At 36.0% G+C, this 24,727-nt stretch carries 23 protein-coding genes; 5 read left to right on the top strand and 18 right to left on the bottom strand.

Annotation, left to right across the window (positions count from 1 at the left end; genetic code table 11):
- Positions 1–9: 9 nt before the first annotated feature.
- The 10 genes from Q3Y49_RS02490 to Q3Y49_RS02535 all read right to left on the bottom strand — a co-directional run bounded on the left by Q3Y49_RS02490 (position 10) and on the right by Q3Y49_RS02535 (position 11,125).
- Positions 10–762 (bottom strand): LytR/AlgR family response regulator transcription factor, encoded by a 753-nt coding sequence (locus Q3Y49_RS02490; RefSeq protein ID WP_303270659.1) that lies wholly within the window; start codon positions 760–762, stop codon positions 10–12.
- Positions 759–1,691: a sensor histidine kinase gene (locus Q3Y49_RS02495; RefSeq protein WP_303270660.1), complete on the bottom strand. Its 933-nt coding sequence runs from the start codon at positions 1,689–1,691 to the stop codon at positions 759–761. Before Q3Y49_RS02495 ends, Q3Y49_RS02490 begins: the two co-directional genes overlap by 4 nt.
- Before the next feature lie 363 nt (positions 1,692–2,054).
- Positions 2,055–2,708 (bottom strand): tetratricopeptide repeat protein, encoded by a 654-nt coding sequence (locus Q3Y49_RS02500; protein ID WP_303270661.1) that lies wholly within the window; start codon positions 2,706–2,708, stop codon positions 2,055–2,057.
- A gap of 129 nt (positions 2,709–2,837) precedes the next feature.
- Positions 2,838–4,988 (bottom strand): TonB-dependent receptor, encoded by a 2,151-nt coding sequence (locus Q3Y49_RS02505; protein ID WP_303270662.1) that lies wholly within the window; start codon positions 4,986–4,988, stop codon positions 2,838–2,840.
- 136 nt (positions 4,989–5,124) lie between these two features.
- Positions 5,125–5,790 (bottom strand): AlbA family DNA-binding domain-containing protein, encoded by a 666-nt coding sequence (locus tag Q3Y49_RS02510; protein ID WP_303270663.1) that lies wholly within the window; start codon positions 5,788–5,790, stop codon positions 5,125–5,127.
- Between the two features lie 75 nt (positions 5,791–5,865).
- Entirely contained in the window at positions 5,866–6,288 is a 423-nt protein-coding gene (locus Q3Y49_RS02515; RefSeq protein ID WP_303270664.1) for a VOC family protein, read from the bottom strand.
- A 203-nt stretch (positions 6,289–6,491) separates the two neighbouring features.
- Positions 6,492–7,088 carry a NifU family protein gene (locus Q3Y49_RS02520; RefSeq protein WP_303270665.1) on the bottom strand — a complete coding sequence of 199 codons (597 nt, stop codon included), beginning with the start codon at positions 7,086–7,088 and terminating at the stop codon, positions 6,492–6,494.
- A 25-nt stretch (positions 7,089–7,113) separates the two neighbouring features.
- The gene (locus tag Q3Y49_RS02525; RefSeq protein WP_303270666.1) at positions 7,114–8,565 is read right to left on the bottom strand and encodes a dicarboxylate/amino acid:cation symporter; all 1,452 of its coding nucleotides are present in this window, start codon (positions 8,563–8,565) and stop codon (positions 7,114–7,116) included.
- A complete protein-coding gene (gene aroC / locus Q3Y49_RS02530) occupies positions 8,565–9,641 on the bottom strand; it encodes a chorismate synthase (protein ID WP_303270667.1) in 1,077 nt (358 codons plus the stop codon). Before aroC ends, Q3Y49_RS02525 begins: the two co-directional genes overlap by 1 nt.
- A gap of 23 nt (positions 9,642–9,664) precedes the next feature.
- A complete protein-coding gene (locus tag Q3Y49_RS02535; protein ID WP_303270668.1) occupies positions 9,665–11,125 on the bottom strand; it encodes a BatD family protein in 1,461 nt (486 codons plus the stop codon).
- A 148-nt stretch (positions 11,126–11,273) separates the two neighbouring features.
- Here Q3Y49_RS02535 and Q3Y49_RS02540 point away from each other — a divergent pair, with 148 nt between their 5' ends.
- The 4 genes from Q3Y49_RS02540 (at position 11,274) to Q3Y49_RS02555 (ending at position 14,091) form a co-directional block, all read left to right on the top strand.
- On the top strand, positions 11,274–11,459 hold the full coding sequence (locus tag Q3Y49_RS02540) for a hypothetical protein (protein ID WP_303270669.1): 186 nt from the start codon (positions 11,274–11,276) through the stop codon (positions 11,457–11,459).
- A gap of 111 nt (positions 11,460–11,570) precedes the next feature.
- A complete protein-coding gene (locus Q3Y49_RS02545) occupies positions 11,571–12,608 on the top strand; it encodes an FAD:protein FMN transferase (protein ID WP_303270670.1) in 1,038 nt (345 codons plus the stop codon).
- Positions 12,609–12,610: 2 nt separating this feature from the next.
- Positions 12,611–13,351 carry a class I SAM-dependent DNA methyltransferase gene (locus Q3Y49_RS02550; protein ID WP_303270671.1) on the top strand — a complete coding sequence of 247 codons (741 nt, stop codon included), beginning with the start codon at positions 12,611–12,613 and terminating at the stop codon, positions 13,349–13,351.
- Positions 13,348–14,091, top strand: coding sequence for a ZIP family metal transporter (locus Q3Y49_RS02555; protein WP_303270672.1), 744 nt, complete (start codon positions 13,348–13,350; stop codon positions 14,089–14,091). The genes Q3Y49_RS02550 and Q3Y49_RS02555 overlap by 4 nt, the downstream gene beginning before the upstream one ends.
- Here Q3Y49_RS02555 and Q3Y49_RS02560 read toward each other — a convergent pair.
- The 7 genes from Q3Y49_RS02560 to hemA form a co-directional block, all read right to left on the bottom strand.
- Entirely contained in the window at positions 14,039–14,734 is a 696-nt protein-coding gene (locus Q3Y49_RS02560) for a DUF6962 family protein (protein ID WP_303270673.1), read from the bottom strand. The two genes, Q3Y49_RS02555 and Q3Y49_RS02560, sit on opposite strands and share 53 nt — an antisense overlap.
- Positions 14,735–14,834: 100 nt before the next feature.
- Positions 14,835–16,580: an aspartate--tRNA ligase gene (gene aspS, locus Q3Y49_RS02565; RefSeq protein ID WP_303270674.1), complete on the bottom strand. Its 1,746-nt coding sequence runs from the start codon at positions 16,578–16,580 to the stop codon at positions 14,835–14,837.
- A gap of 160 nt (positions 16,581–16,740) precedes the next feature.
- A complete protein-coding gene (locus Q3Y49_RS02570) occupies positions 16,741–17,391 on the bottom strand; it encodes a DsbA family protein (protein ID WP_303270675.1) in 651 nt (216 codons plus the stop codon).
- A gap of 50 nt (positions 17,392–17,441) precedes the next feature.
- Positions 17,442–18,575 (bottom strand): M23 family metallopeptidase, encoded by a 1,134-nt coding sequence (locus Q3Y49_RS02575; protein WP_303270676.1) that lies wholly within the window; start codon positions 18,573–18,575, stop codon positions 17,442–17,444.
- Positions 18,576–18,675: 100 nt separating this feature from the next.
- Positions 18,676–19,353 carry a porin family protein gene (locus Q3Y49_RS02580; protein ID WP_303270677.1) on the bottom strand — a complete coding sequence of 226 codons (678 nt, stop codon included), beginning with the start codon at positions 19,351–19,353 and terminating at the stop codon, positions 18,676–18,678.
- Between the two features lie 27 nt (positions 19,354–19,380).
- The gene (locus Q3Y49_RS02585) at positions 19,381–19,512 is read right to left on the bottom strand and encodes a hypothetical protein (RefSeq protein ID WP_303270678.1); all 132 of its coding nucleotides are present in this window, start codon (positions 19,510–19,512) and stop codon (positions 19,381–19,383) included.
- Between the two features lie 68 nt (positions 19,513–19,580).
- Positions 19,581–20,849 (bottom strand): glutamyl-tRNA reductase, encoded by a 1,269-nt coding sequence (gene hemA / locus Q3Y49_RS02590; RefSeq protein WP_303270679.1) that lies wholly within the window; start codon positions 20,847–20,849, stop codon positions 19,581–19,583.
- 191 nt (positions 20,850–21,040) lie between these two features.
- Here hemA and Q3Y49_RS02595 point away from each other — a divergent pair, with 191 nt between their 5' ends.
- A complete protein-coding gene (locus Q3Y49_RS02595; protein ID WP_303270680.1) occupies positions 21,041–21,994 on the top strand; it encodes an NAD-dependent epimerase/dehydratase family protein in 954 nt (317 codons plus the stop codon).
- A gap of 65 nt (positions 21,995–22,059) precedes the next feature.
- On the opposite strand, the gene Q3Y49_RS02600 is transcribed toward Q3Y49_RS02595, so the two are convergent.
- A complete protein-coding gene (locus Q3Y49_RS02600) occupies positions 22,060–24,555 on the bottom strand; it encodes a M14 family metallopeptidase (RefSeq protein WP_303270681.1) in 2,496 nt (831 codons plus the stop codon).
- Positions 24,556–24,727: the final 172 nt, after the last annotated feature.

Below are 24,727 nucleotides of genomic sequence, written 5' to 3' on the forward strand. Positions count from 1 at the left end.
TGTGTTCTTTCACTGATCTAGCCAATTCTTCATGTTAGCCACCTTTTCCCTGCTAACTAAAATATCATTATCAGTGCAGTGCTTTATATTTATTTTCAGCCGACTGTTAGAGTAGGTGATGATTTCTTCTATTGCGTTCAAGCTTACAATATATTTTCTGTTTAACCTGAAAAACTCTTTAGGATTCATTTCCGATTCCAATTGATCAAGCGTATGATCAATGAGATATTTTTTTTGGTCGTAGGTTTGAATAAAAGTAGCTTTTTGAGCACTATAAAAAAATGAGACATCAGTTGTTGGAACACTATGGATTTTCTCCCCAACCTTGACCATAAAGCGCTCTTTGTATTGCTTCTGATCGCCTTGGATCATGGATTGCAACAATTGAACATCTATAGCAGCTGGTTTCAATTGATTTTTATACTTCTGAACAGCTATGTCCAACTCATCAGGATCAATAGGTTTAAGTAGATAATCAATGGAATTTAGCTTAAATGCTTTAATTGCGAACTGATCATAAGCAGTCGTGAAAATAATAGGACTCTTAATATCCAATTGCTTAAAAATCTCAAAACTTTGACCGTCAGCCAATTCAATATCACTCAAAATCAAATCAGGTGCAGGGTTCGAATTCAACCATTTTATTGATTCTTCAATACTATCGATATGTCCAAATATCTCAGCAGTCGGTAATAACTCTCTCAGCAAATTTATTATTCTTGTCGCAGCCGGTCTTTCGTCCTCGATGACTAATATTTTCATTCCTCCAATTTTAGTAAAGGTAATTTAACTGTAAAGAAATCTTCATTTTGATCCACTTCCAACTTGTGTTCTCCCAGTAATTGATATCTTTTCTTTATATTTTCGAGCCCAATTCCTGTATTATTTTGATCGCCTTTCTTTGGTCTCCAATTGTTTATAACAAACAACCAATCCTTATCTTGCTTAATTTCTACAATCAGTGGATGAGCAGCACTTGCAGTCGTATGCTTTACAGCATTCTCCAAAAGCAATTGTAAAGACAAGGGCGGTAAATGATAAGAAGCTATATCTTGTACCGAAATTTCAAATTTCAATTTATCCTCAAACCGTATTTGTTGAAGTCCTAAGTAATTTTTTGCGAAATTCAATTCCTTTTCTAGCGGTACTAATTCCTCGCTTTGTACTTCTAATACATATCTGTAAATCTTTGAAAGTTGCTGAATAAACTTTGAGGATCTCTCAGGACTTTCAAAAACCAGGCTATTTAGGGTATTCAAAGAATTGAATAGAAAATGAGGATTTAGCTGGTCCTTTAAGGATTGGTTTTGACTTGCTAAAACAGTTCTTTTTAGTTGCTCGGCTTCTAAGACAGACTTTCGCCACTCCATCAGCCACGATCTGGTTGTAAAAATACTGTTAATTATTACCGCAATAAAAACAGGGTTTAAAGCTTCTTTAGCAAAATGAAGTAAATTCAATTCTTCAAATGTCAATTCGGAATTTCGTACCCAAACATAACTGGTGATTACGACAAAACTTGCCAAAAAAGAATAAATCGAGTATGTAATTAAGGTGCCAATCAATCGCGTAATAGGTTTCTCAACCCATTTGAATTTTTTTTCAAAAAGCTTATCGACAAGAAACCCTCCATAGGACAATGTGGATGACAATAGAAGTGCATTGACAAAACTGGGAACTATGTATTTCATTTGATCGAGCTTAAAAAAACAGCTCGGACAAAATATGAACACCAATACAACAGAAATTCCTAGATTCAGGATTAAGAACCTTTTCAAATTTCCAAATACAGAAGAAGGAGATGTTGTAGCCTTAGTAGTCATTGATTCAAATATACAGTTTTGTTTTAAAGTCTCTGCCGGAATACAATAATTCCAACAGAGACATTTAGTATTATGGATTTTAGGAATTCAGTCAGCGATTAAAAATAACTGGTATTGTAGGTTCTCTATTATCAGAATATTGAATGACTTTAATTTTCGTTTCCTAGTTTTAGAAGTCAATTTAAAGAACCTGAAGCCATGACTATACCGATTCTAATATCTGTTTTTTTACTATTTACATGAAGCAATTACAGCTTCCGCAGACTCTTTTCCCCACTTAGGTGCAAACGGATCAGAAGAGTCCTGACTGCCTTCATTTTCAAAGTATTGAAGACTTTGCTTTGCCAAGCTACAAGCCTTCTCAGGTCCTTCTCCAAAGAATCTAGCCATTCCTAATTGCATCTGAGCCATCATGGCCATTGCTCGTGGGTTTTCCGGCTCAAGCTTTAATGCTCTGCCAAAGGCTTGCATGACCAATCCAGATAATTGTTGTCCTCTGGTCTGCGGATCGACCGCAAGTTCACCCATTAAAGCAAACCCTTTCAGTGCAACCAGTTCTGCATTTTCACCTGTTCTGGCTATGCATTCATCAATAACTTTCTCAGCAAGTTTGAAATTATCGTCCTGAGCATTTTTATTTCCTTCAAGTATAAATCCTGCCCTTGTATATGCTAAAGCAGCATAATAATCAGGCAACCATTTATCAGGGTTCATTTGAGCTATTCTGGTAAACCCATTTGCCACGGCCTTAAAATCTGCGGGTGTAGTTGACTCATTCATAGCTTTAAGCTGTGCTTCCATAGCTGAATTATAGGCCGGATCAAAAGCCCATAACGAGCTTGACATTAAAAATAAAATTGCGAGTAATGTGAATTTAGTTTTCATAATTATTAAGATTTAGATGTTAAATAGTGCCTCTTAGGCTATTAAAATGTGAAAGTTTTGTATCTATCTGTTTCATTTACCATTAGATAGATTTTAGTGAAATTAATTATCAGCTTCTGCATCATATTTTTATAAGTTATTTAATTGATTAGCACTTTTATCTTTGGAAAGGGTTAAGAACACTCCCAGAAACAGAAATCTCGGAGCTCCTTGCATTATAGGAGAAGAAGCGAAAACACCTTCTTCATTGGCCTGATTCGCATATTGATATCCGAACCTATTGTCCCTTCCTAATACGTTATTGCAGGCAAAATGTATTATTAAATAGGGTTTTGGCAGATAGCTCCAGGACAAACTCAATGATTGAAAGCTTTGGGTTTTTGAATTTTGTTCCCCATCAATATTTGGATTTGTATAAGCGTAGCCATCATTCAAGGAAAATGAACCTCCTAATTGGGAGTTTAAAGCAGTTATAAAATGCTTGACCACTACAGAACCATTATGGCGCGGTGCGTAACTTGGTTGAACCAGTGATTGAAAGTGATTGAATTGTCGCTTGGAATCTACAAAACTGTAAGTAATCCAAAAATCTGTATTTTTTATGCTTTCTCTGTCTCTAAAGAAGAAATCTATACCCTTGGCGTAACCATCTCCTTTCACTTGTAGATTAGTGGGATTTTGATTTGTTCCGTTATAGGTAATCAAATTATTGTATTCTTTATGAAAAGCCTCAGCCCTAAATGTTCGGTTATTTTTAGCAATGAAGTAATTTAAGATATAATGGCTTGCTTCAGTATTACCTAAATCATTATTGAGTACTCTAAAATTAGATTCTGGAAGTTGACTAAATTCACCATATGCCAAAGACAGTTGTCCTTCATTTTTAAATTTATAACTTAAGGAAGCTCTAGGATCAAACCATTGGTCTTTAATTAATTGGCTATGTCCTGCTCTTAGTCCTGCTCTAACTATCAAATTATTGCTCAAATAATAATCTGATTCTACAAATAAATTGACTTGAGGATCCTCAAAACTTCTGCTCAGATCTTCTAAAACTAAGGTCTCCTCATACTTATTCCAATATGATTCTACCCCAAGTTTGGTTGAAAAAGCATCTGAAAAATCCTTTATAGCGACTCCCTTTGCATGAAAAAGTTGAGTATTTTGTTGCACTTCCAAGCCATCAATATCGAAGAAATCGCTATTTTGGGTATATCCGAATCCACCAGTGAAACTCCAATCATCTTTAGCTACCTGCTTGAAAGAAACTTGACCTACATTATAATCATTGTTGATCTTAATTAATTGACCTCTGTCGGAACTACCCGGTTGAGACTGCCAAAGCTGCATACCACTTGATTCTTTCTGGAAAAAAGCTTTTATCATACCACTATTTCCCCATTTCTGTCTGCCTAATATCGAGACATCCCAACTATTGGGAGCACGCTTCCAGTCGAAATCTTGCTCGATCAATTGCTGATAAGGACCCAAATCAAAGTAATTAGCATTTGCAGTTATACTGTTCCTTTTGCCCACTAAAGTCTGCGAAACCCCTCCGCCTAATGACATTAAACTAATATCTGCCTGACTTCTAACTGGCATATCAATACTATTTAAAACTAGTGCTGAGGATAAAGCTTGCCCGTATTCAGCTGAATAACCTCCAGTTGAGAAAAAAGAACCCTTAAACATATTCGGACTGAATCGAGTGCGAGTGGGAACATTTCCCGCGGTCGTCCCAAAGGCATTGCTCACTTTTAATCCATCTATGAAAATAGCTGTTTCTGAAGCATCTCCACCTCTGACAAATAATCTGCCGTCATTACCTACAGTGCTTGTTCCAGGCAAAGTCTGAAAAGCCCCCACTATATCACCAATAGCAGATGGAGTGGTCACTATATCGATAGGCTTCAATACCACAGCTTTTCTTTCATCAGAAGCTTCCATGGCCCCCGCTGTTATAGTCACAGCTTTCATTTGATCAATGGCTTGTTTCAATGAGAACTGAAAATTTAAAGGCTCACCTGTTAAGTTGACTGTTAAGGTTTCCTTTTTAAAACCAATAGATTGAACTACTAGGGTTTTTTCGCCTGTAATTTCAGTAGAGAACCGAAAACTTCCATCAGCAATAGTTGATGTTCCTTCATAAGTTCCTTCAATGTAAATATTGACACCAGGCAATGTCTCTCCGCTTTTATCTGTTACGATTCCCTTGATTACTGTCTGTCCGTAAACTATCGAAGTAAATAAAAATAAGGCTGTTAGGATTAAATATTTCATACCGCTTTTGTTTTTTTCAAAGTTGCGGTATTTGAAGGCTTTTATAAATTAATACTTACCCAACTCTAATTTGGTTGGGATGAAGTGTAGAAATTAAGGAATGAATTGATTTTTGTTGAATTTGATTAGGCCCTTTTTAATGGTCAAAATTAATAGGCTGCATAGAAAAAGAGTCTTCTTTATCGGATGGGTGAATCATGAGAACATTGGAGACTACCAAATTAACCAAGATTTTTGAGGCATTGTATCTATTCAGTTTAGCCAATTCCTGAAATTGACTGACCGTTATTTTATCAAACTCACCTAAATACTTGAGGAGTAGTTTCTCCTTCTCATTAATCTCTAGCACTCTAGCATTTTTCCGTCTAGAAAACTTAATTACGTTCCGGACTTCTTTACTTGCTTGTATGCTTTTGTCTGCCAAGCGTACATAAGCTTTTCCCCACTCGGCATTTTCATCAGGCAAGGCATAATGAGGTTTCTTTGTACTTTCGGCCACTTCATAATGTACTACTGCTCTGCTCTCATGCTCATCTAATGGGATGATCGTGTACTCGTATTGTAATCTAGGCTTGCATAAGTTGGCAAGTGCTTTATCCAGGACATATATCTCCTCCTCAGCATATTTTACTCCTGGAATATTTCCATTATCATCTACACCAATTAAGATATCTCCTCCTTTGGTATTAGCAAAAGCGACAAATTCACGCACAATCTTCTCAGGATGAGCAGCTTTTCGTTTAAACTCCAATCTGTTGCCCTCTCCACGCTTTACCAGTCGATATAGTTCTTTTAGCTCCATTTCCAAAAAGTAATATAGGCCATAACCAAAAGCTTAAGCTATCGGTTTTGTTAATCTGCATTTCGTATGAGAAAATTATGAAGCGAAGATATCTTCGTCTTTCTTGAAGGATTTAAATTCTAGTGCATTGCCACTAGGATCTAAGAAGAACATGGTAGCTTGTTCACCAGCTTCACCCTTAAAACGAATATAGGGTTCAATTATGAAATCTGTTTTTGCTTCTTTTAATCGATCTGCCAGTTGATGCCATTGTTCCCACTCCAAAATAACTCCAAAGTGCTTGATAGGAACTGATTTTCCATCTACCGGATTAGCGGCTGGCTCTTGAATAGGCTCATTAGTGAGATGTGCTGTAATTTGATGTCCATATAAATCAAAGTCAATCCATCTTTCAGAAGTACGCCCGATTTTGCAATCTAAAACTTCTTCGAAAAACTGGCGAGTCGCTTTTAAATCAGTAACCGGGAAAGCAACATGAAAGGGTCTGATATTTTTCATCTACAAATATTTTTAAAGAATCGTTCTATAAGATTACCAAATGCAAAAAGTCCTGTCCGGTTTAAATGCCTTACTAGCACCAAAGTGATTATCGTGCATCATTTCAATTCTACAATCCGACAGACTTTTTATATAATTCGCTAAAAAATAAAAAAGCAGTCATGAATACTTTCACTAACTGCTTTAAAATCTAAATCAATAATTTAAACGCCTTCCGCCTCTACTTCCTTCACATCATTCGGCAACATTCTTTTCAGCAGGTTTTCAATCCCAGCTTTCAACGTGATTGTAGAAGAGGGGCATCCACTACATGACCCTTGCAATAGAACTTTTACTTTTTGAGCTTCCTTATCGTAGGAATGAAAAGAAATAGCTCCACCATCTTGCTCTACTGCCGGCTTGATATATTCCTCTAAGATATTTTTAATTTGCTCCTCTAACTCTGCATTCTCGCTGGTATTAGTTTCCTCAAATAGATCTTTGGCTTGTAACTCAATTACTCGCTTACCAGACTCTAAAAACTCCTTAATGGTATCCTTTACATCATTTTGTATCTCTACCCATTCGTATTCTGGCTTTTTGGTAACCGTCACAAAATTACTCATGTAGAATACTCTATCTACATATTCTTTGTGAAAAAGAATTTCTGCTAATGGCGCTTGAGCTGTGTCTTCAATAGATGGAAAATCAAAGGAATCACCTTCAGGCACCAACATCTGGTTAGTAGCGAATTTCAATGAATTCGGATTCGGATTGGCTTCCATATAAATGGTAACAGGTTGTTGTGTCTGTGTACTCATCTTCTTAATTTATATTTTTCTAAATTTATTTATTTGCAGGAACGTCATCGGGAACATTTAGTTCACCTTCTGACTTTGCAATTAATGTAGAAACAGTAGCATCGCCTGTAACGTTCACCACCGTTCTGAACATATCCAAAATTCTATCCACTGGGAAAATAATGGCTACCCAAGCTGGATTTAACCCAACTGAATTCAATACAATGATCATCATCACCAATCCTGCACTTGGAACAGCTGCAGAGCCGATAGAAGCTAAAGTAGCTGTTAAAACTATGGTCAACTGCTGACCTAGCGTTAAGTCTACCATGTGTAATTGTGCTAGAAAAACCACGGCAATCGCTTGGTACATACTGGTCCCATCCATATTAACTGTTGCACCGATTGGTAACACAAAACTGCTAATCTTTTTTGAAGCTCCCATATTTTCTTCCACGCATTCCATAGTTACAGGAAGTGTTGCGGCACTACTTGAGGTAGAAAAAGCTAAAAATTGAGCCGGACTGATTCGCTTTAAAAATTCTCTATAGGTTAATTTCTTAATGAAGATTGAAACAATCAACGGATATAATACAAATATCATGAAAAGTAAGCCCACCAATAAGGTAATCGAATAGCTTCCCAGTCCTTTAAATATTTGTAGTACTTCTCCTGGTGTATCCGCCATTTTAGCAATTACCCCCGCTAACAAGGCAAACACAAAGAAGGGTGCCGCTTTCATAATGATATCTACCATTTTAAGAATAACCTCATTGGCACCGTTTACAAAACTAATTACCCCTGCTACTTTACTGCTTGGTAGCATTGCTAAACAAATCCCGAAGAACAAAGCAAAGAAAATAACTTGAAGCATATTGGCATTACTGTGAAAGGCGCCAAAAACGTTTTCGGGAACCATATCCACAAAAAACTTTAGCGGTCCTTGACTACTTGTTTCATCTGCAGATTCTGCCAACTGATCAACTCTGGCGTTAGAAGCTTCCGCTACATTTTTCAAGGAATCCATGGCGGACTCATTCATTGTTGAACTCACTAAATCTTGATATTGCTGCTCCTGCAAAAAGGACCGACCATCTTTAGGCTGTGGAACATCAGGGTTTTCACTAACCCATAATTCATATTTGATTCGGTTTTTTACTCGTTGTTCCTCATTGACAAATTTTCCGGGTTTAACTAAATTGACCAAAGTCAATCCAATTCCTACTGCCAAAACAGTTGACATCAAATAGAATACTATAGTTTTCAGCCCTAGTTTCCCTAATTTATTGATGTCGGTCAAACTGGAAACCCCACTTATAATAGAGAGCAGTACCAGAGGAACTGCAATTGCTTTCAACACTCTTATAAATATAGTTCCAAAGGGATCAATCCAATCAATAGTGAATTGGTTCCAGCCTAAGTAGCTAGATATAAAGGCCCAGGCAATTCCTAGTACCAGACCAATTATAATTTTTATATGTAGTGGTAATTTTTTCATCAAATTTTATTCGTTTTAGCCCTTAATAAAAAGTCCGCAATCGTAATGGCGGCCATTGCTTCTACAATAGGCACTGCTCTTGGTACCACGCAAGGGTCGTGTCTTCCTTTGCCTTTCACAGTGACTTTATTTCCATCTTTATCTATACTCTCTTGATCACTCATGATCGTGGCAATAGGTTTGAAAGCCACATTAAAATAAATATCTTGCCCATTTGAAATTCCACCTTGAATTCCACCTGAATGATTGGTAGTTGTTTTGACTATTCCATCTTCTGTTTCGAAGCGATCGTTGTGTTCCGAACCGTACATTTTCACTCCTTCAAACCCACTACCGTATTCGAAACCCTTTACTGCGTTAATACTTAACATGGCTTGACCAAGCACTGCATGTAATTTATCAAATACTGGCTCTCCAAGACCTACTGGAGTTCCCTGGATTACACAACTTACGATTCCTCCAATGGTATCTTTATTTTTTCTCGTTTCATCTATATGCTGAATCATTCTTTCAGCCATTTCAGGATCAGGGCAACGAACAATATTTTCTTCCGCTTTACTTAAATTCATTTCCTTATAAGCCCTCTGAAGCCTTAAACCACCCACTTGTGATACAAATGCTTGAACCACAACTCCAATTTGCCTTAAAAACATTTTAGCAATTGCCCCAGCGGCTACTCTGGCGGCAGTTTCTCGGGCTGAGCTTCTTCCCCCTCCTCTATAATCACGTACACCATATTTTTCCTGATAAGTGAAATCAGCATGTGACGGACGAAAACTATCCTTGATATGAGAGTAATCTTTGCTTTTCTGATTAGTATTACGAATGCTAAGTGCAATTGGCGTTCCTGTTGTTACTCCCTCAAATATTCCAGATAGAACCTCTACCTCATCTTCTTCTTTCCGCTGCGTGGTGATTTTAGACTGACCAGGTTTTCTTCTTTGCATTTCAGATTGAAGAAATGTCTCATCAACCTTCACACCCGCAGGACAACCATCGATGATAACACCGATTCCTACGCCATGAGATTCACCGTAAGTAGTAATTTTGAAGATTTTACCGAAACTATTGCTCATTTATACAAAAATTGATGCGCAATTTAGGATTTTTTCAGCAAGATGAACAAAGAAACAGAAAAAGCCACTATAAGAAATATGTTAAACACCCATTTCCAGATTTCAGTGGCTTGATGAGATTGTAATTTATTGGACATTTCATCGATTCGATCATAGAATAACCCATCAGAAGAAGCTTGTTCAATATTAACGTTAGCCATGCTTTCTCCCGTAATTTTAATTTGATAATTTGGCTTTAGTGTATCGTATTTTTCTGTGCGTGTATTGAAAAATATGAATTGGAAATAGTCAGACAAATCATATTCTCCTGGTTCTTTAGGAATCATATAATACCGAAAGGCTTTAGAACCCCTCACTGATACACCACTTCGAGTAATGTTCTCACTTATATTAGGTGAGTATATTTCTAGCTCTTTTTTATCTTTAAGCTGAGGTTCAGCAATTCCTGAAATATTCCCAGTCCCCCTCACGTCAAATTCATATTGAAAACTTTCGCCAGTATTTAGCTCAGTAGAGTTTATATCTTCAGACAATTTATAATCACCAACCGAAACCTGATCCTTTAATGGATGATCTGGCAAAGGGTTTACCTTTACCGTTTTAGGTTTAGAATAGAATTTCTTAAAACTCTCTTTTCTGTTTTGCCCGAAAAAGCTTCTGCTTTTTGCTACTTGATACTTAATCATTTCCAGACCAACTGTTGGAAATTTGATATCCTCTTCTCCTAAAGGGAAAAAAGTAGCTTGATATATTTTATAAACAGTATATCTCTTCCCCCCTAAATTAACTGGCTCTCCAGCAATATTCTCAATATTAAAATTTTCCTCCCAGACATTATTTGGTCTTACTTCTTTTAGAATTTTAGTTAGTTGGTTTGTCAAATCATGAAACTGCAAAGGAGCCCTATTTTCGTTTGAAACATAAAAAGCCAAAGTCGTATTCACTCCTTCACCAACATATATTTCTTCTTTATCAGTAGTCAACGCAAAAAATGCATCTTCTTTGAGGTCAACAAACTCCTCGGGCTCGTCTCTTCTTCCAAAGAAATCTTCAAAAGGATCACTCCCAAAAGGGTCATATCGCCTGTTTTGGTTCTGTTGTTTTGCAGGCCCAACCTCTACAGTCTTACCGGCTGAACTTACCACTTTGCCGTTGACATTAATACTAAAAGCAGGGATATTGATCGTTCCCTCCCTCTCTGGAACATAGCTTTGGGTAATACTTTGACTTCTGGTCACCTGACCATTAAAGATATTAGTAGAGGAACTACTGGAAGTACCTCTCTTCACTAATCCGTTAATATCTGGGAATTTATCATAAGATTTTAAGGTCTCACCTTCTACTTTAACCGTAATCGTAAAAACTTGATTCAAAGCAATTCTGTCAGGTCCTAATTCTATAGATATGTCCTGTGCCTTTAAGCCCACGACACTGCCGGAAAATACTGAAAATATAATTAAAATTTTTACTAACCTTATTATCATTTTATTCGTATTTTGATTCAAATACTTCAAGAAATCGAACGTTAAAATTAGTGTTTAATTTTCGATTTTAATAAATTTTTGTTACTTTCAAGATACCATAAAAATTAAGTTCTTTAAAGTACTAACTACAACCCAAACCATAATAGCTATGTTAGATTATGCAAAGTCAATTCTTTCAAAGGTAAGCTTCGACAGACGTTTATTTGAAAAAGAATTGAGAAAAGCTATTGCTCTGTTGGTAGAACATGAGCTGAATTTGTTGAAGGAATGGTGCTATAGAAATTTTAGTTCTAAGTACCGTGATGTGTTAAACAAACATTTCCAAACCACTTAATATTAGAAGCCACTTTTTAAGTGGCTTTTTTGTTAGTAATAATTCTAAATATCCTACCTCATATTCGCAATTCACTTGCATTTAATGTAATTTCGCATCAAATTTAATCCCATGAACAATAGAACGAAGAATTCAATCTATTCTTTAATTTTAGTGGCCATTGTGGCTATAGTTTGGTTTTACCGAGACAGCCAAAATCCGAAAACGGATATACTACCTTATATTTTTATTTCAGGAGAAGCGCAAGGTACAACCTATAATATCACTTATTCTGATGTGGAAAACAGAAACTTTAAAAATGAAATAGATTCTCTTTTAAGAAAATTTGACCTAAGTTTATCAACATACCTTCAGAACTCAGAAATCGTTCAGTTTAATAAGTCAGACAGCCTTCAATTCCAATCCCCTTATTTTTATCCCGTTTTAAGAAAATCAAAGGAAATATATGAAGCATCTGGTGGTGCATTTGACCCTACTGTTTATCCCTTTATTGAAGCTTGGGGGTTTGGTCCAGAAAAAGTAGATTTTCCAGACAGTAGCCGAATTGAAGAAATAAAGAAATACGTAGGCTTTAGCTACATTCTCTTCGATAAGAAAAAAGTAAAAAAAGAAAAAGAAAAAGTATCTCTTGATTTTAATGCAATTGCACAAGGATATTCTATAGATGTACTTTATGATTTTCTGGATTCAAAAGGAATCAAAAATATGATGGTTGAATTAGGTGGAGAGCTAAGAGTAAAAGGCGAAAATGAAAATGGGGATTTTTGGGCTATCGGAATCGATGACCCTCAGCAGGAAGTTGGACAACAGCCCGAGAGAGTAGCGATAATCCATTTAGATAATGAAGCTATCTCCACATCAGGTAATTATAGAAAATTTTTCGTTTACGAGGGAAAAAAATACGGACATAGCATCAATCCTAAAACAGGCTATCCTATTCAAAGAGATATTATAAGTGCTACAGTTGTTGCCCCAAGCTGCATGGAAGCCGATGCCTGGTCCACTGCCTTCATGGTAACTGGATTAGAAGAAGCGAAGAAAATCCTTTCTTCTCAAGATCATCTGGAAGCTTTTTTTATCTATGAAGATGAAAATGGAGACTTACAACACTACAATACTGACAACCTAAACGGAAAAATCATATTGTGATCATGTCAGAAGCTAAAAAAGAGTGGTTCAATGAATGGTTTGGTTCTCCTTTTTATCATATTCTCTATAAAAATAGAGATGAAAAAGAAGCACAGTTCTTTCTGTCCAAACTATTATCATTTTTAAATATCCCTAAAGATGCGAAATTGCTAGATGTAGCCTGTGGCAGTGGTAGACACTCCATCTTCCTAAATAAGCAAGATTTCGAGGTCGATGGAATAGATATTTCAGAAAGAAATATTGAACTGGCCAAGTCTTATGAGAATGAGAAACTGCACTTTCACGTTCAAGATATGCGTGAAAGCATCAAAGAAAATTATTTTAACTACGCCTTTAATCTTTTTACAAGTTTTGGCTTTTTCAAATCTGAAGATGAAAATCAAAAATGTATTAACTCTATTTCAGATTCGCTACAATCTGGAGGCATATTTACATTAGACTTCCTGAATCCTTATAGAGTGATTCATAATCTAGTGAAAGAGGAAATAAAAACAATTGATGGTATCGATTTTCATTTGAAAAGAAATTTTGATGGCGAAAGTATCATTAAAGAAATTGATTTCCACGCAAATGGGGAAAACTATCATTTTGAAGAAAGAGTAAAAGCTATCAGACGTTTATCATTTTTAGAATATTTCCGTAACGCTAATTTTATGCTGGTGCAAACCTTTGGAGATTATGAGCTAAATGAATACGTACCCGAAACCTCTGAACGCATGATATTTATAGTGAAAAAATTATGATCATCAATTCAATCATATTATTTGTACTTACCTTTGGTGCAGGTTATTTAGTCTTCTTTCTGCCAAACGTTAATAATCATTTTTTCAAATTCGCTTTGGTTTTTGCCGGGGCTTATCTGTTTTCGGTAACCGTCATCCATATTTTACCTGAAATTTTTTCTCAAGGGGAAAGTGTCTCGCATATAAGTCTATATGTGCTGGCTGGTTTTTTTATCCAAGTGATATTAGAGTATTTTTCCGAAGGAGTAGAGCACGGACATTTACATACTGTTCATGAAAATCATCAGCATGGACAAAATAAATGGTTGGGATTGTTAATTGCACTTTCCATACACGCCTTTTTGGAAGGCACGCTTTTGGCACATCCTGATACTATCCATTCTCACGACAACTCAAACTCAGTCTTTTTTGGAATTCTGATGCACAAAATGCCCGCTGCTTTTGCACTAATGTCAGTCATGATTTGTCACCTGCATACTAAATGGAAAACAATATTGATTCTAGTTATTTTTAGTTTGGCTAGCCCAGCAGGTCTAGGATTGAGCCATATTTTGCACGATGCTGAAATTTTTTCAGATAAAGTGTTCTTAATTCTATTTGCATTGGTGTCGGGGAACTTCTTACACATATCAACCACTATCTTTTTTGAAAGCAGCCCCGATCATAGCTTTAATTTCAAGAAGTTATTTATTTCTCTTTTAGGGGCACTGGTTGCCGTATTGGCTGAGTTTTCTTTTTAAGAATAGCTATTTGCACTATGGTAGTGTAGAGTAAATAGTAACAAGGTAATAAAAGCAAATGACTAATCACATTCTGGTCCATCCATTTATTGAAATTGAGCCCAAAACTGTGAATCATGGCAGGTCCTGCAAATAGAAGGATAGCCAAGGGAATTTTTAAATAAGTTTTATCTCTCGATTCAAAATATTTGTAAATGTGAATGCATGATACAAAGCCAATTAATCCCACAATAGAATTCACCTTTACCACATCAAAATGCTGAACCGAATAAATCTGAGCTACAAATATTCCGAAAAAAGCGAATATCAAAGCCCTCAAAAAGAATTTTATTTTAGAAGATTGGATTAACTTCAAACTTGCCAGTTGAAAAAATAGGATAGAAACGCCTTGCAATGTCCAAGCAACTAAATGTGGCGTTTTTCCCAAATACAAATCCAATAAATGAGAAGTACCCCCAAGAAAGGCCGACACTCCCAAAAACAAGAAAAAATAGGCTGATAGCTTTGCGTATTTAGATTTAAAATCGTGGAATAGTCTGTGGCCCAAAAAAGCACAGACCGTAGCCATCATAATATCGGAAATGAAAGTTAAGGGATCGGCTAGTTCCAATCCCAAAAATTCTATGTAGGTATGTTCAATCAATTTAAAAGAAATTCAAAAACCAAAAATAAATAGAGAATTGACTCCAAATAGATCAACTTTCTATTCAGCAAAAATTAAACTGATGAACAATATATTAATTTTATTTTATACTCAAGTGTAATTCTTTTAATTGTTCTGCAGAAATGGTTGCTGGTGAATCAATCATCACATCTCTTCCTGCATTGTTTTTAGGGAATGCAATGTAATCTCGGATTGAATCAGAGCCACCAAACATAGCACACAATCTATCAAAACCAAAAGCAATTCCACCATGAGGCGGAGCTCCATATTCAAATGCCTCCATTAAGAATCCGAATTGCTTTTGCGCCTCCTCTTCAGTAAAACCTAATGCCTTGAACATTTTCTGTTGCAATGATTTATCATGAATCCTTATACTTCCACCTCCTATTTCCACTCCATTAATCACCATATCATAAGCATTCGCTCTTATTCTTCCTGGGTCAGATTCAATGAACTGCATATCTTCTAACTTAGGACTTGTAAATGGATGGTGCATAGCATGGAATCTCTTAGTATCTTCATCCCATTCTAAAAGAGGAAAATCCAATACCCAAAGTGGTTTAAAAACATTTCGATCTCTTAAACCTAATTCAGAACCCATTTTTAAGCGTAGTTCATTCATCGCTTTACGGGTATGGTCAACATCTCCACTTAAAACCAAAATCAAATCTCCTGCTTTGGCATCAGTTGCTTGTGCCCATACTTTTAAATCTTCTTGACTATAAAATTTATCCACAGACGACTTGAAGCTTCCATCTTTATTGCATTTCACATAAACTAAACCTTTGGCTCCGATCTGCGGGCGCTTTACATATTCGGTCAAAGCATCCAATTGTTTACGAGTATAATCTCCAGCACCCGAAACATTGATACTCACCACTAATTCGGCCTGATCGAAGACATTAAATCCTTTGCCTTGAGCATATTGATTTAATTCTACGAAAGGCATTCCAAATCTGATATCAGGCTTATCCGATCCATACAATTTCATAGCCTGATCATAGGTCATTCTTTCGAAATCCTCTATTTCAACTCCTTTCACTTCCTTAAAAAGGTATTTTACCATCTCCTCAAAAGTGTTAAGGATGTCTTCCTGCTCTACAAATGACATTTCGCAGTCGATTTGAGTAAATTCAGGTTGACGATCTGCTCTTAAGTCTTCATCACGGAAACATTTCACTATCTGGAAATATTTATCAAAGCCGGACACCATCAATAATTGCTTGAAAGTTTGCGGGGATTGCGGCAAGGCATAAAATTCGCCTTCATGAACTCTTGAAGGCACTACGAAATCACGGGCACCTTCTGGTGTGGATTTTATCAGAACAGGAGTTTCAACTTCTAAAAAACCTGCGCCATCCATAAACCTTCTTGTAGCTTGCATCAATTGATGACGCAATTTTAATTTCTCTCTAACTGCAGGCCTCCTTAAATCCAAATAGCGATATTGCATTCTTAATTCTTCTCCGCCATCTGTATCATCTTCTATGGTAAATGGAGGGGTTTTAGCAGCATTTAAGATATTCAATTCTTCAACAAAAATCTCGATATCACCCGTAGGCATTTTATCATTTTTGGAGAATCGCTCTACCACCTCACCTTTTGCTTGAAGCACAAATTCACGCCCCACTTTTCTCGCTGTTTTCAGGATATCTTCATTGGTTTTTCCTTCTTCACATAAAAGTTGTGTGATTCCGTATCGGTCACGCAAATCGATCCAAAGCAATCCGCCTTTATTTCTAACTCGCTGTACCCAGCCGCTCAATACTACTTGCTGACTTTTATTTTCTATTCTTAACTCTCCGCAGTGATGTGTCCTATGCATGATAAAATCTTAATTCAAATTTTGGGCAAAGGTAAGCAATTAGCCGAATTGATGAAGTGGTTTTCAGGATTGAATTAACTGAATGAGCAAATATTGAAGAAAAAAGGGGTGATTTCACTTCCTCTTGTGAATCCACCCCAGACAATCTTATTAACTAATTTTATTTGGAAGAAGCGGTTTCTTTAGCTAAAATCTCCTCAATCACCGCTTTCATTTCATTTTCAGGTCTATAACCTCTGGCTATCAAATATCCTTGCTTACCAATACTTAAAACCACAGATGGAAATCCATTTATCCCCATTTGCTGACCGATCTGAAACTCTTGATATGTTTTTTCTTTATAAACTGGATCTTCCAATTTACCTTTAAAAACTTCCCAAGGCAGGTCAAAATCTTCTACCAACTTTTTATAGTTTTCAATTTCATTTAGATTGACACCCTTTTCATACAAAGTGGATTGTAAAGCTGATGCAAACTCTATATTGGATTTTTTACTCATTGATTTGAAAACTGTCATTGCTATGCAAGGCAATTCAGAATTGAGCATTAAGCTTCCTTCATCCAAAAGTTCTAAATAGGGCTGACCAAATTTAACCCCCGTCATTTCTTCTAAGCGTGGCATGGCTTCTTTAAGGTAATCTTTCATCTCACTTAAAGGCTTTACTCTTTCGCCCAATACCATTCCGCCACTAATGGCTTCAAATTCAATTTGCTCCTTGAACTCTTGCTCCAATTTCTTGATTACTGGACTAAACCCGAAGCACCACCCGCATAAAGGATCGTAAAAGTATAATAATCTTGCTTTTTCCATGTAGGTACATACGTTAATGACACTGTCAAGTTCTAGGTTTTTTAAGAACTCTATTTAAACTCTCCTGAAAGTTGATACCCAAAAGATGAGGCATTATCATCAGGACTTAATGCCAACAAATACATTCTAGTTCTTGGTGGCACTGTGAATTTATATGGTAAGTTTTTAGTGCTGATAAAATTCTTCAGTTGTAGTTTTAAAACTCCATTCATTTCCGCATTCATGCCATTATCTACATATATCAATACATAATCACCATACTCTTTCGTATCAAATTCAATTTTGCCTTTGAGACTGGAGGGCTCCATCTTTCCTTCAAATGCTGCCTCTTGAAATTCATCTTCAACTTCAAAATCCGGTTTTCCTGGATGGAAAGCATAGTAACTTTTAGATTCAATCGGAATAAAAAGCTCATCCTCATAATTTAGAAACTTAATCGGTAAGGTGAAATTTTGAAAATCCCTGTTCTGTGTTACCATAAAATGTAAATGAGGGCCAGAACTCCAGCCGGTATTTCCGCTAATTCCAATCAATTGGCCTTCAATGATTTGGTCTCCCTTTTTGACCAAGCTCCCATTTTTGACTAAATGAACATAACTTCCCAGCGTTCCATCATCATGATAAACCTTTATAAAATTCCCGTACGGTTCATATTTTGGGGCATTCCCCCCTATGTCTGAATCTTGTTTGACTTCAGTCACTAATCCGGCTCTAGCAGCGTAAATACTGTCACCGACTTCAAGATTAAAATCAATGGCATTGATTCCTTTATGGGTTCCAGCACCATTGTTTCCTTGCCCAACCCTGACTCTCTTCCCGTGCTTATAAGGCAACAAATAAGGATAGTTTTCATCTACTATTAATGAAGCATCACCAATTGTAAACAGGAAATTAAAATCAAAGGAGGTACCCTTTTCTTCTTTAATCCTTCTCATCTCGAGCACTTTTACTGAAGAGCTTTGGGCGGGAATCGTACGGATAAAGCTTTTCTCTCCCGAATCACTTGATAAATTCTCTAACTGCTGAAAATTGATCTTAACAGTATACGGAACCTGTTCCTTATTGCTCGCAAAAAAGTCAAAACCATCATTTGATTTTTCATAATAGATATTGATAGGTTTTTGTTGAGCCAGCCCAAGGGAGTTTAAGATAATAAACAGAACTAGGAATAAAATATTTTTCATAATGGGGAGTAAATTAAATCTTCTATGTACACTTCAAAATCACTTAAAATGTTGTCTGGATATTAATATTTAAAATATAAACTTAAAATAGATGCTGTCGTTAATTTTTCCGCAAAGGAAAAAGTAAGCTTATACGAGCTGAAGGAACTTGATTGGTGGAAACTACAGGATTTACCCTAATAAAGTGATTAACAGGCAGAATATTAGCGAAACCAGACTGAAAACCACCTTCTAATTGCAAAATAAAGCTTGAAAAGTTATAGGAAACTCCTGCGCCAACATGCAAGCCAAAGTCACCTCTGTTGTCGTTTTCGATTGAATAGGTAATTTGGTTTTCACTTAAATCTTGATTATTAGTAATGGTTTGTGAAGAACTTAATGCCCAAGCAACATAGACCCCTGCATCTAAAAAGAACTTAAAGTTCTCCGTACCAAACATTTGCCAATGGAAGTAAAAAGGTAACTCTAAATAATTAATTCTTGTAATAAAGGTATTAGTGAACTCAAAAGTATTTTGGCCCCAGCCCTTAGTACTATAATTCAAATCAAACTGCACCCCAATTTTATCGTTCTGCATATAACGATAGGTTAGGCCAAAAGTAGGTCCCACAAAAAATTCACTTCTTATTCTGGTAGTAATGGGGACGTTTGTAAAATCAGAGAAGTTTACAAAAGGTATGTTCACACCTCCCTTAGTGCCAATAAAAGATTGACTTTTGAGTTCGGCACTTAATAAAAAGCATAAAAAAAGTATGAAAACTTTAAAAATATTTTTCATACTACTTCAATTTAAAAGCTATCAAAATTAGGATTCTGATTCTTCTTTATCAGTATTTCTTTTATCAATAAATGCAATTGCATTCACTAAGCCTACTAAGGTTACTACTATCCAAAAAAATGTATTAGCCCCTTCTGTTACCGGAATATCGTAAAACATACTTTATTATTTTAAAATTTGAGTGACAAAAATAGTGGATATGGTAATATCCTACAAGCAATTGTGATTTACTTTTTTAAAGTATCTCTTTCAAGATTAAACAAATCATTTAAGACTCCAATTAAATTCTCCTCCTCACCTCTTTTGCAAGCCGCTTTCAATTGTAAAACCGGCAGCTTCAATATTTTTTGCATCATACTTTTAGTTACCTTATCAACAATCTTACAGTCTTCGCCTTCAATTTCTTTCAAATACCGAGCCAACTCTTCTTGTCTAATTTGCTCCAAAGCATTTTTAAGGCTATTGATTGTAGGAGAAACAGCCATTTCCTTAGACCAATCATTAAATTCTTCAATTGACTCTTCAATGATTATTTCTACTTGTGGAATCGCTTTAATTCTTTTTTCTAAAGCCTCATCCGCCTTACTTTTAACACTATCAACATTAAAAACCAAAGCTGCAGGATTTTCCTCTACTTCATTACTAACTGAGCGAGGAACAGATAAATCGATAAAATACTTAAAACTCAATATATTGAGCGCATCTACTTTATCTTTGGTGAATATTGGCTCAGAAGCACCAACTGATGAAATCACCACATCCGCTTCGTTTACCCCGTCCCATAATTCGGAATAAGGATGCACCGCAAAATTACATTCTGCTGCAAGTTCTACCGCTTTTTCAGCCGTTCTATTAGTTATTTTAACTGATAGTCTGTTATCGCCTACTAAATTCCTGCAAACATCCTCTCCTATTTCTCCAACACCAACCACTAAAACTCTTGGGTTTTTAATATCCGAAGTTAAGGTTTTCACTAATTCAGTAGCAGCATATGAAACTGAAGCAGCTCCATCTCTGAAAGGAGTTTCTTGAACTACTCTTTTATTAGTAAAGAAAATCGTGTGCATCAGTCGGTGCAAAAAGGGACCTGCCAATTGCAAATCGGCTGATTGTTGGTATGCTCTTTTTACTTGGTTTGAGATTTGAATATCTCCTACGACTTGTGCTTCAAGGCCCATTGCCACCCTAAATAGTCTTTGGACGGCTTCTATATGGTCATTGATGATTTCAAAATAAGGTTTAAAGGAAGCAAAATCGCTAATCCCTTTTTCAATCCCAATCAGTTTAATAATATCTTCGGAAAGCTCTTCTTCATTGAAATAATATACCTCTGTCCTGTTGCAAGTGGAAAGTACCAAAACATCGGAAACAGAAGTAAACTCTTTGAAATAGTTCAATAACCTACCAATAGCCTCATCATTAAGTGAGACCTGCTCCCTAATTTCTATGGGGGCATTTTTGAATGATAAACTTATTGCTTTGAAATTCTCTTTCATAGTGCTAATCGAATATGCAAAAATAACTTTAAAGTCACAGGAAATAAAATAGATGTAAGTAGTTATGCTTATTTATCATTTTTCTAAATAAGCTATTCCTGATTATAGCCTGTCAACACATAATTCTGTCAATTCATTCCAATTATTTTTTTAGCAAAATAAAATAACGAAATTCGTGCAAAATTTTACCTATGGAAACGAATACGATACTAGTTATAGGAGCAAATGGACAACTTGGCACTGAGCTCACAGCCGAGTTAAGAGCAATTTATGGTAGCACCAATGTGATTGCATCTGACATTCGAAATCCTCACAAAGATCCTCTTCCTAATGAGCCCTTTGAGCAATTAGATGTTATGGATGCAGAAAGGTTAACGGCATTAGTAGAGCAATACAAAATAACAGAAATCTACATGTTAGCTGCTATTTTATCAGCTAAGGGAGAGCAAAACCCAATTTTCGCATGGGATCTTAATATGCAAAGCCTACTCAATGTTTTAGAAGTTGCTAGAGAAAAGAAGCTATCTAAGGTATATTGGCCCAGTTCTATCGCTGTTTTCGGACCAAAGTCTCCGGTAGACAAGACCCCACAGGATTGCATAATGGATCCCAATACTGTTTATGGCATCAGTAAATTGGCTGGTGAAAGATGGTGTGCTTACTACCATGAAAAATATGGAGTGGATGTTAGAAGTCTGAGGTACCCAGGTTTGATTGGTTATAAGTCTTTACCTGGCGGTGGAACGACAGATTATGCTGTTGATATTTTCCATAAAGCATTAAATGGTGAAGATTTTGAATGCTACTTGAGAGAAGATTCCTATTTACCAATGATGTATATGCCAGATGCAATCAAAGCTACTATCGACTTAATGCAAGCACCAGCAGAAAAAATCACCGTAAGATCAAGTTATAACTTAGGCGCTTTAAGTTTTAATCCTGAAGATATCTATCAGGTCATTAAAAAACAGCATCCCGATTTCAAGATTTCCTACAAGGTAGATTACAGACAGAAAATTGCCGATACCTGGCCTAATAGCATCGATGATAGTCAAGCACAGCAAGACTGGAATTGGAGTCCACAGTACAGCTTGGAAGATATGGTGAAGGATATATTGGAGAAATTACCTGAATTTGAGTTCTAATTTCTCAAATCAGGAATCATAAGGGCTGTTTTCATTATTCTAAAAACAGCCCTTTCTACTACTCATCAATCGCTTCCAACCATAAAGACGGCATTGGAAAACAACATTTTCCCTTGATGCCAAAAAGCCCTAAACAACGGGTCATCTTGAAGATAGACAAGCTCTCCCCTCCCAAAAGATTCCACTCCAAACACCATACTGTTTTGTTGTTGTTTTTTGGCTTTATAACCAGCAAAACCAGCTATATGGTCATTATCAGATTTTATTACACCTACATTCCAGCCATTTGGTAAATATTCGTATGCACTTCCCGAAGTTTTCAAACTGAAATATTGATTCCCTAAACCAAAAGCTAGAGGATGAGAAGTATCTAATTCAACATCATAAATAGCTCCAAAAATACTACTAGACAATCTTTTTCTTTCTGCATTTTCGTATACAGCTAAAGATTCATCTCCTTTATCAGCTTTTTTAGCTTTTAATTGACCATTTTCCAAGTCAGCAAATTTTGATATTGCCGACCCCATCACTATCAGCTTTCCCCCAGATTTCGCAAAATCAAGCAGTTTCGTTTTACCCTCTTCTGTCAATTCACTGTAACTGCCTGAAGGCATTATTAGCTGATCGTAATCAGAAATATTGATCCGGTTCAAATTATTCAATCGTAAACTAGTGATAGGATAGTCTAATGACTGTTCAAAGAAATGCCATATTTCCCCATATGCTAATGAAGAAACTCCATCATCCATCAACACTGCTATTTTAGGCGCTTTCAAATATTGGATTTCGGAAGAACCAATATCATAAATTTGATCAGCAAAGCCTGAAGTAATCGGAAATATTTGTACGTCAAATTGATTTGATAATTGTGATAATGCCAAATTCAAATCTTTCACCTGATCATTATTAGTCTGTGTAATAATCAAACTTCCTTTATTGAAAAGCTGATTATCGAATTTTAAGTTTTTGTAAGCAATTCTAATTTTAATTCCTTGTCTTAGGGCCTCCGCCAAAAATTTGGCTGAGTTAAAAGAATTCCATCTAACTGCATAAGCATAAGTAGAATTACTAGTAAGGCTCTCCTCAAAATTTATATCTTCCAAAGAAGTACCATTGACTTTATTTTTTAGACCGTAGGTCTCGAGGCCATAGGCATAAGGAATTGCCCAGGCGGTAATGTCATAGGTTAATGAATCACTATATTTTGGCTTAGGATCAAATAATGCCTGAATTAATGTTGATTTTGGTTGATAGGCACTGATTACTAAATCATTCTTATCGGAAGAAAAATTAGATTCCTTTCTTTTAAAATAGCTGTAGCCACTTAACTTTTGTTGCTTTCCGATCTGTTGAACCTCAATCTTTTGATCTTCCAAAAAGGCTAGTAAAGCAGAAATATCATACTTTTTATTTTCATCCCATTTAATAATATAGGACTTAAACTGGTCTGTAGGATTATTGACATTTTGAGAGAAATACTTTCTGAATTCTGTATTTAGTTTGACAGCATTTTTAGACGCGATTTCAATCGTACTCATCCCAGTAGTGAAATGATGTTCTAATCTTTCTTTTAGTGTCAAAGTATCTCCCAAGTTTGTTAAAGCACCCAATCCTGCTCTACCATTACCAGCCTGTTCATAGGTCATCCCTATCGCACCATTGAAAGTTGGATAAGTATCTCCATAACTAGGATAAAATAAATCAAACCGCTCCCTTGTAAAATATAGCCAATTATTTTTATCAAAATATTTAGCATGATTTTGACCTATTTGAATTTGAAAATCCTTTTGCCAATCTGTAATCACTTCATGCAATGGCTCTGCAGCAGGAGCAAAGTAATAGGGACTATTAATGGATTGCTCATGGAAATCAACATGAATATGGGGCATCCATTCATGGTAAACTTTCATTCTAGCTTTCGATTCAATTTGTGTTTGCCATGCCCAGTCTCTATTCAAATCAAATAAATAATGATTAGGACGTCCGCCTGGCCATGGCTCATCATGCTCCACAGCCTCCAAATTAGGGTTAAATTCTTTTGCACCGTATCTCCTGTAGAAATTAGCATAGCGATCTCTTCCGTCTGGATTCACGCAAGGATCCATAATTACCACTGTATTTTCCAACCATTCCTGGCCGTCCATCCCTCCTGAAAGCAACTCATATGCAGTTTTCATTGCTGCCTCAGTGGATGAAGCTTCATTTCCATGGATATTGTAACTTAGCCACACAATGGCCTTTTCATTCCCCGCCCTCAATGCACCATTCAATCCGGTTTGAGAAATATTACTTGCTTTAATTTCTTCTAGTTTTTGCATATTCTCTTCAGAAGAAATCACTGCATAATAAAGTGGCCTTCCTTCATAGGTTTCCCCGTATTTAAGCAAGATCATTTGATCTGAATTTTCAGATAGGTACTTAAAGTAATCAACTACCTGATGGTGAAATGTGAATTTATCACCTAATGCATACCCCAGTTTTTCCTCGGGGCTTTGAAGGTTTTGGGCTAAAAGTAAGTTGGTAAAAAGACAGGTTAATATGGTAGTAAATACTTTCTTCATTTGTTTTATTTTAGGAGAATAGAACTGTGACTAAATTGATTGACAATTTACATTGGATTTTTTATAAAAACCACTTATCAATTAGCAGAAGCCTGAATTCCTAAATAATTTTTTTATTCATTTCATCCCAATCAATTTTTAATATTTTAGATAAATGAATCTTGATTTTTAC

This window comes from Marivirga harenae (genome assembly GCF_030534335.1).
GTDB lineage: Bacteria > Bacteroidota > Bacteroidia > Cytophagales > Cyclobacteriaceae > Marivirga > Marivirga harenae.

Bases quoted from the DNA above. Each gene is read 5' to 3' on its own strand.
- Q3Y49_RS02490 (WP_303270659.1), bottom strand. From the start codon at position 762: ATGAAAATATTAGTCATCGAGGACGAAAGACCGGCTGCGACAAGAATA.
- Q3Y49_RS02495 (WP_303270660.1), bottom strand. From the start codon at position 1,691: ATGAAATACATAGTTCCCAGTTTTGTCAATGCACTTCTATTGTCATCC.
- Q3Y49_RS02500 (WP_303270661.1), bottom strand. From the start codon at position 2,708: ATGAAAACTAAATTCACATTACTCGCAATTTTATTTTTAATGTCAAGC.
- Q3Y49_RS02505 (WP_303270662.1), bottom strand. From the start codon at position 4,988: ATGAAATATTTAATCCTAACAGCCTTATTTTTATTTACTTCGATAGTT.
- Q3Y49_RS02510 (WP_303270663.1), bottom strand. From the start codon at position 5,790: ATGGAGCTAAAAGAACTATATCGACTGGTAAAGCGTGGAGAGGGCAAC.
- Q3Y49_RS02515 (WP_303270664.1), bottom strand. From the start codon at position 6,288: ATGAAAAATATCAGACCCTTTCATGTTGCTTTCCCGGTTACTGATTTA.
- Q3Y49_RS02520 (WP_303270665.1), bottom strand. From the start codon at position 7,088: ATGAGTACACAGACACAACAACCTGTTACCATTTATATGGAAGCCAAT.
- Q3Y49_RS02525 (WP_303270666.1), bottom strand. From the start codon at position 8,565: ATGAAAAAATTACCACTACATATAAAAATTATAATTGGTCTGGTACTA.
- aroC (WP_303270667.1), bottom strand. From the start codon at position 9,641: ATGAGCAATAGTTTCGGTAAAATCTTCAAAATTACTACTTACGGTGAA.
- Q3Y49_RS02535 (WP_303270668.1), bottom strand. From the start codon at position 11,125: ATGATAATAAGGTTAGTAAAAATTTTAATTATATTTTCAGTATTTTCC.
- Q3Y49_RS02540 (WP_303270669.1), top strand. From the start codon at position 11,274: ATGTTAGATTATGCAAAGTCAATTCTTTCAAAGGTAAGCTTCGACAGA.
- Q3Y49_RS02545 (WP_303270670.1), top strand. From the start codon at position 11,571: ATGAACAATAGAACGAAGAATTCAATCTATTCTTTAATTTTAGTGGCC.
- Q3Y49_RS02550 (WP_303270671.1), top strand. From the start codon at position 12,611: ATGTCAGAAGCTAAAAAAGAGTGGTTCAATGAATGGTTTGGTTCTCCT.
- Q3Y49_RS02555 (WP_303270672.1), top strand. From the start codon at position 13,348: ATGATCATCAATTCAATCATATTATTTGTACTTACCTTTGGTGCAGGT.
- aspS (WP_303270674.1), bottom strand. From the start codon at position 16,580: ATGCATAGGACACATCACTGCGGAGAGTTAAGAATAGAAAATAAAAGT.
- Q3Y49_RS02570 (WP_303270675.1), bottom strand. From the start codon at position 17,391: ATGGAAAAAGCAAGATTATTATACTTTTACGATCCTTTATGCGGGTGG.
- Q3Y49_RS02575 (WP_303270676.1), bottom strand. From the start codon at position 18,575: ATGAAAAATATTTTATTCCTAGTTCTGTTTATTATCTTAAACTCCCTT.
- Q3Y49_RS02580 (WP_303270677.1), bottom strand. From the start codon at position 19,353: ATGAAAAATATTTTTAAAGTTTTCATACTTTTTTTATGCTTTTTATTA.
- Q3Y49_RS02585 (WP_303270678.1), bottom strand. From the start codon at position 19,512: ATGTTTTACGATATTCCGGTAACAGAAGGGGCTAATACATTTTTTTGG.
- hemA (WP_303270679.1), bottom strand. From the start codon at position 20,849: ATGAAAGAGAATTTCAAAGCAATAAGTTTATCATTCAAAAATGCCCCC.
- Q3Y49_RS02595 (WP_303270680.1), top strand. From the start codon at position 21,041: ATGGAAACGAATACGATACTAGTTATAGGAGCAAATGGACAACTTGGC.
- Q3Y49_RS02600 (WP_303270681.1), bottom strand. From the start codon at position 24,555: ATGAAGAAAGTATTTACTACCATATTAACCTGTCTTTTTACCAACTTA.